General features: G+C 66.7%; 14 protein-coding genes. 5 read left to right on the plus strand and 9 right to left on the minus strand.

Going from position 1 to position 16,826, the window contains the following annotated elements:
• Nucleotides 1-26 precede the first annotated feature (26 nt).
• The 3 genes from ACFU99_RS01410 to ACFU99_RS01420 form a co-directional block, all read right to left on the minus strand.
• Nucleotides 27-545: a hypothetical protein gene (locus ACFU99_RS01410; RefSeq protein ID WP_384384093.1), complete on the minus strand. Its 519-nt coding sequence runs from the start codon at nucleotides 543-545 to the stop codon at nucleotides 27-29.
• A gap of 184 nt (nucleotides 546-729) precedes the next feature.
• A complete protein-coding gene (locus tag ACFU99_RS01415; protein WP_384384096.1) occupies nucleotides 730-1,545 on the minus strand; it encodes a sortase in 816 nt (271 codons plus the stop codon).
• A gap of 114 nt (nucleotides 1,546-1,659) precedes the next feature.
• Nucleotides 1,660-2,727, minus strand: a complete 1,068-nt coding sequence (locus tag ACFU99_RS01420; protein ID WP_384384099.1) for a collagen binding domain-containing protein — start codon at nucleotides 2,725-2,727, stop codon at nucleotides 1,660-1,662.
• 456 nt (nucleotides 2,728-3,183) lie between these two features.
• Here ACFU99_RS01420 and ACFU99_RS01425 point away from each other — a divergent pair, with 456 nt between their 5' ends.
• Nucleotides 3,184-4,032 (plus strand): helix-turn-helix transcriptional regulator, encoded by an 849-nt coding sequence (locus ACFU99_RS01425; RefSeq protein ID WP_384384102.1) that lies wholly within the window; start codon nucleotides 3,184-3,186, stop codon nucleotides 4,030-4,032.
• Between the two features lie 61 nt (nucleotides 4,033-4,093).
• Here the strand turns inward: ACFU99_RS01425 and ACFU99_RS01430 are convergent, their stop codons facing one another.
• Complete coding sequence (locus ACFU99_RS01430; RefSeq protein ID WP_384384105.1) at nucleotides 4,094-5,332, minus strand: MAB_1171c family putative transporter; 1,239 nt, start codon at nucleotides 5,330-5,332, stop codon at nucleotides 4,094-4,096.
• Nucleotides 5,329-5,943 carry a hypothetical protein gene (locus ACFU99_RS01435; protein ID WP_384384108.1) on the minus strand — a complete coding sequence of 205 codons (615 nt, stop codon included), beginning with the start codon at nucleotides 5,941-5,943 and terminating at the stop codon, nucleotides 5,329-5,331. Before ACFU99_RS01435 ends, ACFU99_RS01430 begins: the two co-directional genes overlap by 4 nt.
• Nucleotides 5,944-6,559: 616 nt before the next feature.
• On the opposite strand from ACFU99_RS01435, the gene ACFU99_RS01440 reads away from it, so the two are divergent.
• The 4 genes from ACFU99_RS01440 (at nucleotide 6,560) to ACFU99_RS01455 (ending at nucleotide 11,095) form a co-directional block, all read left to right on the plus strand.
• Nucleotides 6,560-7,384, plus strand: a complete 825-nt coding sequence (locus tag ACFU99_RS01440; protein ID WP_384384111.1) for a hypothetical protein — start codon at nucleotides 6,560-6,562, stop codon at nucleotides 7,382-7,384.
• A gap of 281 nt (nucleotides 7,385-7,665) precedes the next feature.
• Nucleotides 7,666-8,757, plus strand: a complete 1,092-nt coding sequence (locus tag ACFU99_RS01445) for a PhlD (RefSeq protein ID WP_384384113.1) — start codon at nucleotides 7,666-7,668, stop codon at nucleotides 8,755-8,757.
• Between the two features lie 678 nt (nucleotides 8,758-9,435).
• Nucleotides 9,436-9,912 (plus strand): DUF4334 domain-containing protein, encoded by a 477-nt coding sequence (locus ACFU99_RS01450; protein ID WP_384384116.1) that lies wholly within the window; start codon nucleotides 9,436-9,438, stop codon nucleotides 9,910-9,912.
• Between the two features lie 112 nt (nucleotides 9,913-10,024).
• Entirely contained in the window at nucleotides 10,025-11,095 is a 1,071-nt protein-coding gene (locus tag ACFU99_RS01455) for an NAD(P)-dependent alcohol dehydrogenase (RefSeq protein ID WP_384384119.1), read from the plus strand.
• 291 nt (nucleotides 11,096-11,386) lie between these two features.
• On the opposite strand, the gene ACFU99_RS01460 is transcribed toward ACFU99_RS01455, so the two are convergent.
• The 4 genes from ACFU99_RS01460 to ACFU99_RS01475 form a co-directional block, all read right to left on the minus strand.
• The gene (locus tag ACFU99_RS01460) at nucleotides 11,387-13,696 is read right to left on the minus strand and encodes a Helicase associated domain protein (RefSeq protein WP_384384122.1); all 2,310 of its coding nucleotides are present in this window, start codon (nucleotides 13,694-13,696) and stop codon (nucleotides 11,387-11,389) included.
• A gap of 244 nt (nucleotides 13,697-13,940) precedes the next feature.
• The gene (locus ACFU99_RS01465; protein WP_384384124.1) at nucleotides 13,941-14,210 is read right to left on the minus strand and encodes a hypothetical protein; all 270 of its coding nucleotides are present in this window, start codon (nucleotides 14,208-14,210) and stop codon (nucleotides 13,941-13,943) included.
• A 296-nt stretch (nucleotides 14,211-14,506) separates the two neighbouring features.
• On the minus strand, nucleotides 14,507-14,812 hold the full coding sequence (locus ACFU99_RS01470; protein ID WP_384384126.1) for a hypothetical protein: 306 nt from the start codon (nucleotides 14,810-14,812) through the stop codon (nucleotides 14,507-14,509).
• Between the two features lie 913 nt (nucleotides 14,813-15,725).
• Nucleotides 15,726-16,370 carry a hypothetical protein gene (locus tag ACFU99_RS01475; protein WP_384384129.1) on the minus strand — a complete coding sequence of 215 codons (645 nt, stop codon included), beginning with the start codon at nucleotides 16,368-16,370 and terminating at the stop codon, nucleotides 15,726-15,728.
• Between the last annotated feature and the right edge of the window lie 456 nt (nucleotides 16,371-16,826).

The raw sequence follows: 16,826 nt of genomic DNA on the forward strand, positions 1-16,826 counted from the left end.
TGCCTGAGGCGCGAGGCCGTGGTGATTCACGCCGCATCGGTGTCATCGGACTCGCCCCGGCCGAACGGAAACTCGCGGACCTCGCCGTTCTTCAGCATGTCCTGCAGATGCGCGAGGAACACCGCGCGCTGCGCGGCCCGGCGGTCAGCCAGCGGGTCGTACGCGCGTAGCACCTTCAGGTCGACAACCCAGCCGTTTTCGCGGGCGATGGCTTGTTCGAGTCCGGATGCGGGCGCAACATCCATCTTGGTGTAGACGTGATCGAACTCCGGCGCGACGTCAAGACGCTGGCTGGGATCATCGATGTAAAGCGTGTCGCCGCCGACCCGTTGGCCGGCCTGGTTGAACGCCACGAGGAACGCACGGTCCGCCCTGGTGGTGTTGTTGACATGGACTGCTGCGACGTCGGTGTCAGCAATGAAGGTCGTCAGCTCTAACCGCTCGTGCACGCGGGCGCGAGCCTCATGACACCACATGAGGCGCCGGGCTTCGTTGAAGCCCTTGAATTCATCAGAGTTGGACCCGTCGGTACGAGGATCGGTCATCGGTCGACTCCTTGAAATACAAGATCGGGGAGGTTTGTGCTGCCAGGGGCGTATTGGCTACGGCACATGCCTGATGCAGCGAGCCTCAACCGTTCTGCACTGCGGCTGCGGCGTGGCGGGAACAGCTGCTGGGCGTTCACCCCGCTCCTGCCGCGCGCCGCTCACCAGGGGAGGGAATGATCTTTCACTGCGCTCCCCCCCTTGCGGAGACGAGGTCGGCTTCGACCACGACGCGCTTGGCGTGGCCGTCGGCCGGCCAGCAGGTGACCAGTGTCAGCTTGGCCTGGGTGGGAGTGGCTGCGGGACGGTCGGGGACCTGGGCGATGACGTCGACGTCGGAGGGGGCGACGGTGCGCACCTGGGTGACGGTGTAGGTGTACGTGATCCGTCGGGCTGTGATGACGGTGACGGTGGTACCGGTCTTGATGCGGTCGATGTTGTGGAAGGCGGGTGCGGTAACGCCCGACCGGTGGCCGGCGAGTGCGAAGTTTCCGACCTGCCCTGCCTGCTCGGTGGTGGGAAAGTGGCCCACGCCTGCGCGGAGTTGACGATCATCGGTGCCTTCGTACACCGGTTGGGACCAGTTCTTGCCCAGGGCGGGGATGCGCAGGACCTCGCGGATGGCACCAGCCGTGCCGGGGGCTGCGGCGCCGCCGACTCCACTGCCTGCGGCCGGGTTGGCCGCGCGCCAGGTGCGCAGGGCCTTGTCGGCCTGCTTCTTGGAGTCGCGGGTGCGGTCGGGAAGGACGGAGAGGTGCGGCGAAGGGGTGTGGGAGATGAGAGGGTCGGCTGCGGCGGACCGCGCCGAGGCCGCGGAAGCCGGTGCCTTCGCGGCGTGCCGTTCGCCGGGAGCGGTGTCGTGGGCTGTGAGGAGGGCGGCGGCACTCACTCCGATCGCGGCCAGTGCGACGCCGGCGCCGATCCAGATTTTGCGGCGGCCGGGGACGGCAGAGGTGTCGGCGGGGTCCGGTTGGGTCGGGGAGGTGCAGGATTCGGGCATAGCGCATCCGGCGGTCAAGGCCTTGGGGCAGGAAGCCTGTGGGCGGGAAGAGGAAACGGCGGGACGACGTCGGGGACCTCGTCCCGCCGTACGGGCGGCCGGCGGCGGCCCGTGTCAGGCACCGGTCTTCGGCAACTGCGTGATCGTCACCGGGCGCGGCTTCGGCGTGGCCGGCCGGGGGATCGGGGTGTCGGTGACCGACACGGCGGAGGTCTTCAGATCGCCGATGCTGACGCTCTGGTCGGCAGCGAGCTGGTAGCCCTCGACGGCCTTCACCTCGTGCACGGTGTACGTGCCGAAGGCGAGGTCCTTCACCAGCCACGTGCCGTGGGCGTCCGTCTTTCCGGTGGCCACCGTCTTGCCCGCGCCGTCCTTGACAGCGAACTCGACGCCGCCGAGGGGCTTCCTGGTGTCTGCAGCGGTCTTGGTGAGGGTCAGGCCGCCCTGGGGGCTTTCAGTCTTGAGGTGCAGTTCCGCCCGGGCGCTCGAGGGGCCGCCGGCTAGGAGCAGCCGCTGGGCCTTCGCATCGTTCGGGCTGAGGGAACGCGGATGGGCGGCGGGCAGATTCTTGGCCAGGGCCTTGAAATCGACGGTACCGTCCTTGGCCGGGGTGATGGTCGCGGTGGCGGTGCCGTCTGCGTTGGTGGTCACGCTCGCGGAGCCGGCCGCGGCGCCGGAGACGTCGAGGTCGAGCTTGACGCCGGGCACCTTGCGGCCCGAGGCGGAGGTGACGTCCAGGATGACGGACGCCTTCCTGCCGGTCTTGAGGGGACCCTCGACCAGCTTGGCGTTGACCTTGTACGGGCCGGCGAACGCGGCGGCTTCGGCGAGGTAGCCGGTGGCCCGCTGCTTCGCCGACGGCGAGACGTTGGGGTAGCCGAGGCGCTCCAGGGCGCGCTTACCGTCGGGCAGCGCATACGCGGAACCGGCATCGAGGTAGGTGTAGACGACGGCGTCGACCGCGGCGGCCTGCTCATCGTTGCGCGTCTGCCCGTACTTGCCCAGGACGTAGGCGGCGCGCGCGAGGTCCCCGGCGGACGCGGTCTTTCCGGTGGCCTTCGAGGTCCAGGAGGTGATGGTCTCGGCGGGGCCGTAGCCGCCGGCCGCGTCGGGGCCGGCCAGGCCGGGGTCCCCGCAGTAGCCAAGGCCCTCGGGAAAGGCATAGGCGCCGATATGGGACATGCCCGGCCTGGCTGAACTATCAGGAATGAGATAACCCGGTCCCCATTTGTCCGCTGCGTGCGCGCTCGGCGCCAGCAGCGCGCCCGCACCCAGCGCTACCGCCGTCGCAGCCAGGGCGGGACGTCGAAGCCAGCGCCGGCGGCCGGCCCGCGGACGGCTCGGCGAAGGTGAAACACTCACGAGGTACCTCCTCTATTGGGGATGGAACTGGAACTGAACCTGGTCGGCAGCCGGTCCCGAACCACGGGACCGGCCAGGTATGGCGGACCCGCGCGCTACTGAGCGCGGGATGCGTGAGGCGCGAAGCGGCATGGAGCAATGGCGTAGACGCACAGCTCCGTGCGATCTTCGTTCCTGCAACCTACGTGATGTGCTTACTGGGATCAACATGTGTTTTTCCGGATCGGGCCACTCGCTAGACTCTCCCCCGCTGCCCTTCGCCGTCCAGGAGTCCTCGTGCAACGCCAATTCGACCCCGAGCGCCTGAGGCGTATCCGCCGGGCCCGCGGGCTCAAGTTGTCCTCTCTGGCACACGAACTCGGGTACGCGGCGCATACCACGGTCAGCTCCTGGCTGAAGGGCGCCGTCTCCCCTCCGCCGGAGAAACTCCCCGCCATCGCCCGGGCCTTCGGCGAGAACCTGGACGACCTCTTCCCGCGCCTCGGCGAGCCGGACCTCAGAGATCTGCGGTGCGACGCCGGCCTGCCGCTGAAGGCACTCCCAAAGGAGATCGGGACCCAGAGCACGGTGCCGGTGAAAAACGCCGAGCGTGGGGTGCGCAGGCTCGACCCGGCATTCGTGGCGCCGATGGCCAAGGCATACCGCGTGTCCACGGAGGATCTGCTCGCCGCCCAGGACCGGTCGTTCGGCGAGTACACGCCCCCTCCTGTGCCGCTCACCGTCGCACAGAAACTCACCCGCCTGCTCGACAGTTTTCCGGCCGCCAGCCGACCTTCGGATGCTGACATCGCCGCAGCCGTCAACGCGAAGGCCGGCGCCGACCTCCTCCGGCCCGCCCAGGTGAAAGCACTGCGGACGGAGACGGCCCCCCCGCGGGACATCCTCGACCGGGTTCCCGAGACCGTCCTCTACACGGCGCTGAGTGAGATCTTCGGGGTCGAGCCGCTCTTCTTCTGGTCCGAGGACGAGCTCGTCCACCAGGTGGTCGAGCTCATGAACCACCTGGCCAACCACGCCTCCGTCGAACTCCACGCACGAGGCGCCGTGGAGGGCCTGTCGCCCCAGATGCTGGCCGGCCTGAACACTCTGCTGCGCGCGGCCCGGCGGTCAGGCCCCACACCCTGACCACCTCACGGTTTCGCCGTGCGGCGCACCCGGGAGCGGCCGGGTGCCGCTCAGCTCCGGCCTAGGCATGCTCATAACCCGAGCCGACGGCGAGGAGCAGCTCTTCGGCCTGCGCCGAAGTGACGGCCGCGTACGCCCGCTGGACCTGACACCACCAGCGCGCCTCGGCGTCGGTGCGGGCGAGGGGCTTGGAGGGCAGAGGTTCCGACGGGACAGCCGTGCGCCGGCCAAGGGCCGCGGCGCGCAGCGCTGCCTTGATGTAGAGGGCTTCGGCCGCGGCCGCGAGGTTGGGACTGCCTTCCCCGGCCTCCTCCACCGCGTCTTCGGCCGCGTAGAACAGGCCCGGCGGGGCGTAGTCGCGCAACTGCTCGGCCGCGTCGGCGATGTTGTGCACCCGAAAGCCCAGGCGCACGTCCAACGGAAGGGACCAGTCCGTGAGTTCGCTCAGCAGGCCTGCCCTCGACCGCCGGACGACACGGCAGCCGGGGAGTGCGCCTTCGAATGCCACGTCCGGGAAGGCTTCGACGAGATCGCGCCACAGGGGGTACAGCCGCCCCAGGGTCCGCAGCGATGTCCAGCGGGCCGCGGCGGCGGTGGCGGAGGGAATGCTCGACCCGGCGGCAAAGGCCGCGAACAGAACAACGATCATGAGCGAGCCGAGATGAGCGACCACGGGCGACAGGGACCGGCTGGCAGGGACGGCAACAGCCGCCCACAGGTAGATCGTGCGGATGACGACGTACGTCAGCCCGATCCCCATGGCGGTCGCCATGAGGATGAGCCCGGTGCGCAGCAGGCGGGTTTCGGCTCGCCGGGCGGCGCTCGACCACTGATAGCCGGTGACCGAGCAGGACGTGCCCAGGAACATGTAGAAAACCGTCAGAAAGGTGGTGGCGCCCCATTCGCCTACGTGCGCGACGCCGAATTCGGCGCGGGTCTCGCGCCGGTCGACGACGGTGAAGAAGATCACAGTGATCGCGATGACCACGGCGAGTCCGACTCGGGGCGCGATCCGGGCAATGTAGCGCGAGATCACAACGTGCTGGGGCGGAGCCGCCTGGTCGGTCCGGCCGTAACTGGCGGCCACGTAGGAGATGATCGACACGATCGCCGCGGTGCCGAAGGACTCTTCCAGAAGGATCGGAAGTTCGGTGACCGGCACGTGGGTCATCGCATCGCCCACGACCGCGGTCTTGAGCCAGCACGCGGCGGCGAACCCGGCGAAACACCCCCACAGCGCGCGCCGTCGGGTGTCGCCGTAGCGCAGCGCCGGCGAGCGCCACAGAGTGACGGCCGTCATGAGGGCTGCTGCGGTGTACTCGAAGACGTCGGAAGTGGACACGAGGGGTTCCTCTGCTGCACGCGGTTGTTCAGGGGCGGGGCGACGGGGTGGCTCAGGGCCTGCGACAGCCGGCTGACGAGGTCGTCCCCGGTTGACGGCCGGCGGGCCACGAGCCGCTCGATGACGTAGGCGCCGAGCTCGGCCTCCCGCTCTTCGACGGTGCCGTAGCGGGCCCGGGCCTGGATCACCGCGTCATCGCCGTAGCCGCGCAGCGCCTCGTGGAGAGAGCCCGGGATGAGGTGCTCGAGTTCCTGCTTCGTCAGGGTCGTGGAATGGCCGAACCACTCATGACAAAGCTCGTGCAGCAGGACGTGCACATTCTGATTCGGGGTGGGCCGGGGCCGGTACAGGATGTAGGTGCACTCCCGGGTCCTGGCCCTGAGCCCGCAGGCCGTCCGCATGTCGTCGCACCCCTCAATGGGCACCAACTGGATTTTGCGGCCCCGCTCCTCCTCAATTCTCTTCACCAGGCCCTCGATGGTGAAGGACTCTTCCGGCAGCGGCAGGTCGGCAAGCCTGCTCTCACATCGCCTGCGCAGTCTCCACAGCGCGAACATCCCAGCCCCCATGTACTTCAATCCGTTTTCGGAGACAGCCCGCCTCCGCGCTTTGCCGGCCCACGCCACGGCCCGGGAACTCCCCGGCGCATCAGGGCGCGGGAGCGATCTCGCCAACTGCGCGACGCCTCAACGCACTCCCGGCGGGGTACGGCTATCCGATCGGCAGGATCCGGACGGCACCATCCCCGGCGCCTAAGCCGTCATCACGTGCTCGAGTCAGAGCTCCTGGTCCGTGATCACTCAGTCCTTCATCCCGTCGGCGGCGCACCGGTACCCGGTTGGGCGCGAGAGCGATAGAGTGCCGCGAAATACAGAAAGCGCGAGGTCAGCACCTTGATGACGGCACCACGCAACAGGCACCTTCCGCGAGAGGCGCGGCAGGGCGCGGTGCACACGCACCCCTCCACCCGTATCCCGCGCACACCGCTCCGGCAATCCCCCACCGAGACTCCCGCGTGCAGCCATCTCCGCTCGTCTCCCGTTCGAAATCACCTCGGCTCCCACAATCCCCCGTGCCAAGGTGACCTGATTGTCATACACAGCTCAGATCTTTTTGTAGGGCCAACATCCGTACATGATTCAGCGTTGAACCAAATGCCCGGTCCCGGCCCGAAGGAGCGCTGCGGTGGACCGTAACCGCGTCCGTCAGATCCTGGCGACAGCCCGGCAGCGCCTCAACGCCGACGACCTCCCCCGGATAGCCCAGCTCCGCATGGCGCACGGTCTGGGCCCGCGGAACGGGAGCCGGGGCCCGCGCCTCGTCTGTCCCAGCCAGCTGGAGATCGACCTCCTCCTCGGCAACGGTCCCAGCAGCCGGTTCTACGCGCGTCTTGAGCGGGGCCAAGTGGCCAATCCCCCGGACGCACTGCTGCGCGCCGTGGCACAGGTCCTGGACTTCCAGGAGCATCAGTGGGACGACCTCTACCGCGCGCTGTACGGTCACCGGGCGCCGAAGGTTTTACGCCCCGAGTCCGGGCTGGACATCGGCCCTCTGTGGACCCCGGTCATCCTCAACACCGCCATCCCCGCCTACATCTCCCGGAGCAACTGGGACGTCGAGGCCGCCAACCCCCCGGCACAGGAGCTGTTCGGACCGATGCCGGCGAACATCATGCGCTGGATGCTCTCCCTCACACCGGAGGAGCACAGCCGGTCCCGCATGCCGGACTGGGAGGAGTCCTGGGGTCCTGTCGCCCTCTCCCAACTGCGTTCCGCCCTCAACGACACCCCCTACGACCCGACCTTGCGCCGGATCGAGGCGGAAGTGCTCGAGGACGCGGAGCTGCGGTCGATATACCAGGGCTATCTGGACCCGCGCATCCACCCGGACGGCACGGTGCGCCTGATGTACCACGGCACGAAGGGGCGGATCGGCGTGATGCGAGCCGCGGCCAGCGAACCGATGGGGTCACCGGGCAGCCGCGTGATCTACATGATCTGGAGCGGGTAGCCCCCTGTACCGCGCATCCGCGCCGACCGGCAGGCACCGAACAAGGCTCGCCACCACGGCCAGGACAGGCGAAGGGGGCCGATTTTGTGCCCTAGTGCCAGTGATCGGAGGTCCCGATGCCATGTACCGTCCGATCAATACTTTGCGATCGCGTCGGCCTCCCCTGGGGTGCAGCCAGACAGCAGGCACCTCCCGCGCACGACCCGCCGGCGTGACCCAGAGCGACGGTCCTGCGCACCGGGGGATGTGCGCAGGGGCCGGGCGCAGATCGGAGGCCGTCCGTGGCATATGTAACCAAACCTTCGCTCGTCTTCCCGCCGTACCTGGTGCGCACCCCGGAAATTCTCCAGGAGATGGAGGCCAGCGTTCTCCAGGAGACGGAGGCCAGCGGCAAGGGACCGTATCTGGAGCGCGTCCGGGGCTTCGAACTCGGCGTGGAGGAGCGGTATTTCGTAGCCCCGCTGGAGGTGATCGCCAAACCCGGCACGATGGAAGAGCGCAACGACATCGCACTCACCGGGATGAACCGGCTCGCCATCCAGGCCGCCGATAGCGCCCTCACGCAGGCCGGGCTCGCCGCCACTGATATTGACTGCATCATCACCAGCAACAGCACCACGCCCAAGATCCCGGGCCTCGACGTCTACCTGGTCAACACGCTCGGCCTGAGACCGGACGTACTGCGCATGCCCTTCACCACCCTGGGCTGCGTCGGCGGCGCCCACACCCTGTCCATAGCCATCCAACTGGCCGACGCCCGCCCCGGTATGCGGGCCCTGATCGTCGTCGGCGAGGCACTGAGCGCGGTCTACCAGCCCGGCGACAATTCACTGACCGGACTCATGTACCGGCAGCTGTTCGGCGACAGCGCCGGGGCCTGCGTCGTCTCGAGCGACCCACGCGGGGCCTGCCTGGAAACACATGGCAGCTGGCAAACCGTCGTGCCGGACACCATGAACACCTACCGGCTCGTATCAGCGGCGAACGGGCAGCACTTCCTCTCCGACTACAAAGCACAAAAGGCAATCACCAAGCTCACCCCACCGCTGAAACAATGGCTGGACGACCGCGCCCCCGGCTGGACCGTGCACAACATCGTCGGTCATCCGGGCGGCCCAGCCGTTCTGCGCTACCTTGCCGAGGGACTCGGTTTCCCCGACGACCCCGACGGCCTTCTCGTCCATGCATGGGACAGTCTCCGGCGCTACGGAAACCTCGGCGGCACCTCTGTGCTGCACATCCTCGGCATGACGGCCGACGCGCCCCCGCACCCCGACCCGGAAACCCTGATCGTCGCCATGGGGCCCGGCCTCAGCGGTGCGGCGGTGCTCGGCACGCTGCACCCCACCGGCCAGGCCCACCAGCCAGGCTGACCCAACAGACCGGTGACACGCCATCCGCAGTGGAGGCATGCCCGTACACCGCGAACAAGCCGGCGGCAGGAAGACAGACGGTATCCCGCCTTCCTGCCGCAGCCTCACGACTGCGCAACCGCCGACGACGCGACCAGACGCTCGCGTCAGCTGTAGGGCGCCGAGCAGCAACCCCGGCCGACTGGCCCTGACCGGCCCCGGCCTGCACCGCCGATGCGTGCCCGCACTACCAGAAGCGCGGCGTGGGCCGTCGGCCCCCACATCGGCCATCCCGCCGGACGACGCTCCTGCTTCCATACCGGGCGATGGGGAAACATGACACCTCCTGTCACCGGGCGCGCCGTCGTCAGACTGGTTTCATAACTGTCACTTCTACCGCCCCCTTCTCCTGGCCAGCGTCGCTTCCTTCGGGTACGGCCACACGGGGGTCGTCGCCGATGACGGCACCACGCTGACCCAGCCCGAGGCGGCCCTCGCAGCCACATTCGCTCCCGAACATCCGGATTAGCACCTGCAACGCGTACACCGCGGAATGCGCCGCCGTCGACGGCCGATGCTTTCGGGCAGCTGATCAACCAGAGCACCATGCCCGGTCCGCATGTCGGGCGAAGACGGGAGGCAGGCGCGGTCCGCATGTCGGCGACCGCTAGGGTCGAAGTCCCCAACGTGAGGAGCTCCATGGACGTCTCCCAGGCCCGCGCACGGATAGCCGCCATCCGCGCAGCCGGCGAACCGGTCTCCACCGGCGAACTGGACCGGCTGTGGGCCGCGGTGGACACCGTGCGCCCCGAGAACATTCTCGGCTCCTGGAAGGGCAGCGCGTTCGACACCGGCCATCGGCTGGAGGGCCTGCTGGCCACAGTCAACTGGTACGGCAAAACGTTTCATTCCCTCTCCCGCGCCCAGCCGCTGATCTGCCGCGGTGCGGACGGCTCGCTGTTCTCCAACGTCGAACTGGGCCGGGGCGAGGCGAGCCTGTGGACGGTCGAGTTCCGTGGAGAGATGACCGCCGCCATGGTCTACGACAGCCGACCCATCCTCGACCACGTCAAACGGGTCGACGAGGCCACTCTCCTGGGCGTCATGAACGGCAAGGACGACGCGGAGATCCTCGACGCCGGCCGCCACTTCTACTTCCTGCTCGAACGCGTCTGATACCGCGACCAGATACAGACATCCTGCGGCCGGCTACGGCTGCACCCGACCCGACCCGGCCGCGGCAACAGCGGCCAGGCACGAGGAACTCATGCGTATACAGGCAGCGGTCGTGGAGAAGCCCGGCGGCCCCTTCACCATCCGTGACATCGACATCCAGGCACCGGAACGGGACGAAGTCCTGGTCAAGATCGCGGCCGCAGGCATCTGCCACACTGACCTCACCACCCGGCACAGATGGCCCGCAGAACGCTGCCCGATGGTCTTCGGCCATGAAGGTGCCGGCGTCGTCGAAGCCGTGGGCGAGGCCGTCACGACGGTCAGCCCCGGAGATACCGTGTGTCTGAGCTACCGCAGCTGCGGCGTCTGCGAGCAGTGCGCGGGCGGCCACACGGCCTACTGCGACAAGGCCGGCGCCCTCAACGTCAGCGGCTCCCGCATGGACGGCAGTACCTGCCACTCCCTCGAGGGGGCTCCCGTCTTCGGCAGCTACTTCGGCCAGTCCAGTTTCGCGACCTATGCTCTCGCGTACGAGAGCAACACGGTCACGGTTCCTGCCGATCTGCCCCCCGCGCTGGCCGCCCCCCTCGGCTGCAGCGTACAGACCGGTGCCGGAACCGTCCTCAATGTCCTGCAACCGCCTCCCGGCACAGCCCTGGCCGTCTTCGGTGCCGGCAGTGTGGGTCTGAGCGCCGTGATGGCCGCAGTGGCCGAGGGCTGCACCGTCATCGCCGTCGAGCCGGTCGCCGCCCGCCGGGACAAAGCCCTCGAACTCGGAGCCAGCGCAGTCGTCGACCCCACCGCCGAGAACGATGTGGCAGCGATCGTCCGCGAGCACACCGGCGGAGGAACGCACTACGCCGTCGATACCACTGGACAATCCGCTGTGATCACCCAAGCCATCACGGCCCTGCGCAACCGAGGATCCCTCGCCCTGGTCGGTATCGGCGCACAGGCCGAGTTCAACGTCATGGCCGTGATGACCAAGGGCATCCGGATTCATGGCGTGATCGAAGGGGAAGCTGTCCCCTCGGAGTTCATCCCACGCCTGATCGGCCTATACCAGCGAGGTCAACTTCCCCTTGAGCGCCTCATTACAGAATTTCCCTTGCACGACATCGAGGCCGCAGCTCAGGCCGCAGCTTCCGGCCAGGTCATCAAGCCCGTGCTCTCCCTGGGCTGAGGAAAGACCCAGGACTGGTGCACTCCCGCGTCGCGCGGCCAGTACGCCATCCCCACCTTCGTCCACCGCAACTAGGGTAACCTCACCGCCAGTAACATCCGCCGGTCGCGTCATCGCAACGGAATCTACCCTGCTGGTCGCTGGTCATCCCACCGGCGACGACGACGCCGTACGCCGTCGTCGCCGGTATCGCGATGCACGCCGCTTTCTCCTGCCTCAAATCCCGCCAGCTCAACACCTTCGGGTGGGTTTTTCGGTGCATCCAGCCGGCACCGTCCGGCGCCTGTCTGATCAGTTCGTGGACCAGCCTGGTAGAGCCTCCAGACGGTGACGGCGGTCCTCTGGCTGCTTCCCCTCCCGGATCAGCTTCTTCTGCTGAAGCATCCACCGGTAGATGCCAATACCGTTGACCGCCTGGTCAAAGGGCACCTTGATATCGCCGTGCTCGGCGGCCCAGGTCGCGAGAACGTCAAAACTCGCTTCCCACCGAGCGGCAATGCCGTCCCAGATCCACTCGGGGCGTTTTTCCAGAGCTTTGACGTGGGTCTCGGACAGAACACCTTTGCGGTACTCGATGCGCTTCCTGGTGACGGTGTGACCGAGAGCGAAGGAGCTGCCATTCTTCTCCACTTTGCATGCCTGCGGTACCCGAGCGTGCTTGTGCTCGGCGATGAATGCGTCGAGATGTTGGAGGAATGCCTCGAACTTCGCGTCGTGCGCGTGCCACATCCAGCCTGGAAGCGCCTCGTAGTAGGCAACTTCCTGGGTATCCATCTGGCCCGTCTTATGCCGATCGCGCGCCAGGGTGACGAAGTTGTCCAGCCGGTATCCGGTATCCGGCACGGTGAAGCCGCGTGGTACTCGGGCGTGGCCGCGCTCAGCGACGAATCGCTCAAGCTCGGACCGGCCGAGCTCGCGCTTGGACTCGGCAAGCTTCCACGTCCATCCGGGCTGCGCCTCCAACAGCGCCGTACGCGTCGGCAGGAGCTTGCCAACGGCGTACAGACCCCGTTGACGAGCAGCCCATCTCGCCAGGGTTCCGGGCTCGGTGGAGGTGGGTACAGCCGCATGGCCGTATGTGGCCGCGTACCGCTCCAGCAGCCCGTAGAAGTGATACCAGTCCTCAGTTGTGTTCTCCAGGACGTGTACGCCCAGAGCTGCCACGAAATTGGCATCGATGTTCGTGCCGCCGTAGATCCTCACCTTCTCCGGCAACACGGCCCCGGCGACGGCGACGCCCGTGTTCTCGACCGTGTCACGGCTGAGGCGCCGCCGTGCGGCGGTCAATGCCGCGTCCATCCGCTCGTCCTGGTCGCGGAGGGTCGCCAGGACCCGCCACACGTGCCGGAAGGAGCTGGCCTCGAGGACAGCCTGCGGACTCTCGCCGGGGGCGACATAGACGGGGAGGAGGATCAGCGCTGGACGATCGTGATCAGGGTGGAGGCGCAGAGCACGTCCGACTGCCTGCACGATGTCGGTTTGCGACGACTTCGGGTCTACCAGGCAGATGCCGTCGACGCTGCTGACGTCCACACCCTCGGTCAGGGTACGGACGTTGTTCAGGACGACTCGGTGGTCGCTCGGGGGGCTGGCAAGCATCTCCAGCTGGGAGTGGCGGGTAGCCGCCGGAGTACTGCCGTCCATGTGCAGGGACGTGATTCGCACGTTGGCCGAGGTCGCACCGATCTTCCCGAGGGTCGCTGAGAAGGCCTTCGAGCGGGCTACGCGGTTGTGGAAGGCAATGATCTGCCGCAGGTCGTACTTGTGCATGGCCTGCGCCAGCGCGATCTGGGCAGCCACCGTCGCCGCGTCGTTGGACCTGGAACTTGCGAGTGAGCCGCCGTCCTGGGCGAGCAGCGTCGCGTGGACGTCCTGATCCGAAACCAGCACGATGGCAACTTCGTAGTCGGCAAGCAGTTTCCGCTGGACGCCGCTGCCGACGGAGAGTTCGTAAACGCGCTTCCCGTACAGTTCTTCGTCGTCCATCGACACGATATCCGTCGTGCCGTCGGCCCCCTGATGGACACGGCTGGTCGCAGTCAGCGAAAGGCGGAAAACCGCAGGGATCTGCGCATTGTCGAGGACAGCGGAATATGCCTTGCCTGCACGCCCGGCAGTGTGGTGGGCCTCATCCAGCACGACGAGGTCAAGCGGCGGCAGCGCGCGCAGCGCATACGTCTCGACTATTCGCCCCACCGAATGGTAGGTGGAGACCAGAAGGCGCATCCCCGCGGACTGGTGCGGGTTAAGGAAGTCGGCGATCTGACCAGGCACGACCGTGACCGGGGCGGCGGTGCCACCCACAGCGGAATCCGAGCAGATAATCAGGGCGTTCAGGTCGTCGGGGAAGCGCAAGGTCCAGTCTCGGTAGACCTGTTCGGCAAGAGCGAGGGTGGGCACGGTCACCAGGACTGTGCTCGCCGTGCGTGCGTCGGCTATTTCACGCGCTACAAGGGACTTGCCTGTTCCACAGGCCATAACGACCAGCGCACGGCCTTCGGAGGTCTCACGAATGGCCCGCAGCGCCTCTTCCTGATGCGGGCGCGGGATCATTCGAGAAGCGCTCTTGTGCTCATATGCTGGCGTGCTGCGGTAATTCATCTCGGCTCCGTCGGTGGCGGTGATGGGAAAGCTGAAGGGGCCGATGATGTGTGAGGCCCGGCGCAAGAGACGTACTGCTGCGAATTGTGAAGCGCCGCGATACTCGAACTGGACCGAACAGCAACCTGCACGCTGGCGGAGAGCTTCTTCGGCTCCTGGCCCCCCTCGTGGTCAGCGGGGCCGCCCCAAAACGGCCGGCGGACAGGGCTCTCCCTCGGTTCTTGGCCCTGTGCAGTGCAAGGGGTTAAATGACTTCACCTATGTAGCGGGTGGAGTAATTGCGCCCGTAAGGAACGACGTATAGGGCGACCCGACGAGCAGCAGCCATTACGGATTCCTTGCTTTCCCCGGAAACAGTGTGCCGCAACTCCTCAGGGAGTTTCACATCGCAGTCCACTACAATATCTGTGTCCTCAGACTTTTCTGCGCACCGCTTGTGCGCGTGGTCTGCAGTCACCGTGATTTCGTGGCTGCCTTCTGCTTCCGGATTCCATTGAATGTAGGCCCAGTGCATTTCGCACCCCCTTCAGGGCTGGCCTTAGTAGACGTAAGCTTTATGCCGTCGCCGGTGTCGGGGTCCGTAGTCCAGACGCCATCAATGCGGCAGCGACAGCTGTGGTTCTCGATGTGGACTTCGAATCTGTCCGCTTCCACTTCCGCTTGCTCGGTGATCTCGCAGGGTGCTCCAGCATGTGTTGGTGATTGACTGAAGGTCCCTCCACGGGAAGTGCAGGTTTCACCACGCAAGAGTCACACCGGCCCTGGAGGCCACGAACCCGAACCGGGCTCTACGAAGAAGGTAATGGGCCGTCACCCCTCCTTGGCGTGTTCGTCAATCGATTGAACAGTGTCCAGATCGACGACCTGGCCCACTCGGAGGGTATTCAGTCCGCGCAGGTACGCAATTTCAAGCTTGCGCTCCGCGATACCGGCGGGGCTCAGGCGCCTGCCATCTTGCCTGAAGTCGCCTTGTGCCAGCATCATTTCCAGTGTAAACCTCCAGTAGTTGACCTGGTTTTGCGTGATTTTCTGCATGCGACCCATGCGTCGATCCCTCCTCGAAAGGTGTGATGTGGGTTGGATGCCGTGCGGCACGACATGCTCCAGCGCGAGCACGTTGTCGATGATACGAGAGTTCATTCTTCGGGCGGCCGGCCGTTACTGACTCCAGTCTCAGGCTTTGAAGGCACGCCTGAGTCCGGGAGAGTCCTCTTGTTCTGCGTGACCAGGGTGTCGAGGTTCTCCTCCAGCTCCAGCTGGGGCACGGCCCTGGCGGGGAACTTCGGGAGCACGCGTGAAATCAGGCCCACTATCTCGTCGAGTAGATCGGGTCCTGCTCGGGGAGATAGTGGGCAAGCCCGTCCCGCCCCAGTTGGCCTCCTCCTCATGTTGTGGAGGAGGCTCCGCTCTTGACGCGGAGGGTGGAGGCTCTGTTCCTCTGTATCTACGGCCAGACAGGTCGTTAGGGCGTGCTCGTAAGCAGCCGTCAGGGGTCTGGTTAGAGGCTGATGCGTGTCCCGACTGGTGCGTTGGCGGGTCCCATTGGTGTCATGATCGGGGCTTCGCCAATCAGCGTCGTTGTCGCGTCCAGATGGTGGCAGCAAAACGTCCCCTTAGGGACACCACCGAAACCCGAGGATGCCTACGACGCGACACCGACGTTTCTGGTCACCACGACGCCCAGGTGACCCTGAGTGTCTGGGCGGACAGTGTGCGCGCCGTCATCGACGAAGCCGAACCCGCCGGCGCCGGGGCCCGGCTGCTCGTTGTACCGCAGGAACTCTTGTCGCCAGACGTCGAGAGCAGCCTGGACCAGAGATATCTTCATCGCTGTCGACCGCTCACCGCACAAGGCGCGAACTGCCGTTGATGATGTCGAGGTCGAGCTCGCCAGTGTTGGCAGTGACCGGCTCGTCACTCGGGCAGTGTCCTGGTCCCGGTGCAGTGCAGTGGCGGTGGCGGTGGCGTCGATGGACAGCTGGTGGCTGATGATCAGCGCGGTGTGATATCGAGCATCACACCGCCTGCATCATCGGTCTTTCTCGTCGGTGTTGACGGCGCCGGCGGAGCACGCCCCGTCCTGCTCGGGAGCGACGACGGTCGTGCTCTCGCCGAGCACTGCGCCGATCTCGGTGATGCGCCGCTCGTCGGTGTCAGTCTTCGGAGTGCCGGAAGAAAGAGATACGTGTGGCTGCGCCACAATACGACGCTTGGTCGGCTGCTTCCGCTTCGGCGCAACGCGGAAGTCCATCGAGATGACGGCAGCGCGCCAGGTCTTCCCGCTGCCGTCAGGCGCATCCGGAATCAGATCACAGAGGTAGTGACCGGCTTCGATGCCGAGGAATTCGTCGAGCTTCCAGCCAGTGATGTAACTGGCGCCGTAACCACCGAACCCGCGCACGACGTAGACGTGCTCGCCGGTCTTCTCATCGGAGCACCGCTGGAGCATGAGTTTGCGGGTGCTCCGGTCTACCAGAATGATGATCTTCATCGTCGCCACGTCTGTCATCCCCGAGGCACCGGCCTTTCTGGGGGTGGGACGCAGCCAGTCCCGGGTGCCTGCCGACAAGGAGATCTGCGAGCGCCCGTTCTCGGAATGGGTCACGGTGAGCTTCGCGGGACCCTGTCTGCGCTGAGGCTGCCCCGGTTCGGGATGATATATCTCGAAGGGCATGGTTACAGTCCTTTTCAAGGCCAGTCAGTGGGGCTACGCCCCAGCAAAGTTTGTGTCTTATGGGCGTCCGGCGCGCTCTGACGCCTTCGCTACACCCGGGTCGGCTATGCCGAGCCCGATTCCCGAGGCCAGCACCAGGGGCACGAAGCTGAGGGGCACGCTGCCCCCTCGGGATGTGAAACGGTTTCGGATGTCCGGCGGAGGGTCTCATCGCGGCTGAACCAGCAGCGCACGAGCCAGCCGTCCCCACGCGAGGACGGCCGCGCCCACCCCGTACGACGGCGACTGCGACTGCGACTGTGGCCACCGCGCACTCACCTGCGGTGAGCGGGGCCTCGTCCTGCTCGGCGGCCTCCGTGACGTGCCCGGGAGGTTCACCGGGCCGGAGCAGCGGTGGTGCACCGGCGGTCTGGCCGCCGCCCGGGCGAAGGCGGTGGTATGAGAACGGTCCACGCC

The organism is Streptomyces sp. NPDC057654 (assembly GCF_042800135.1).
Lineage (GTDB): Bacteria > Actinomycetota > Actinomycetes > Streptomycetales > Streptomycetaceae > Streptomyces.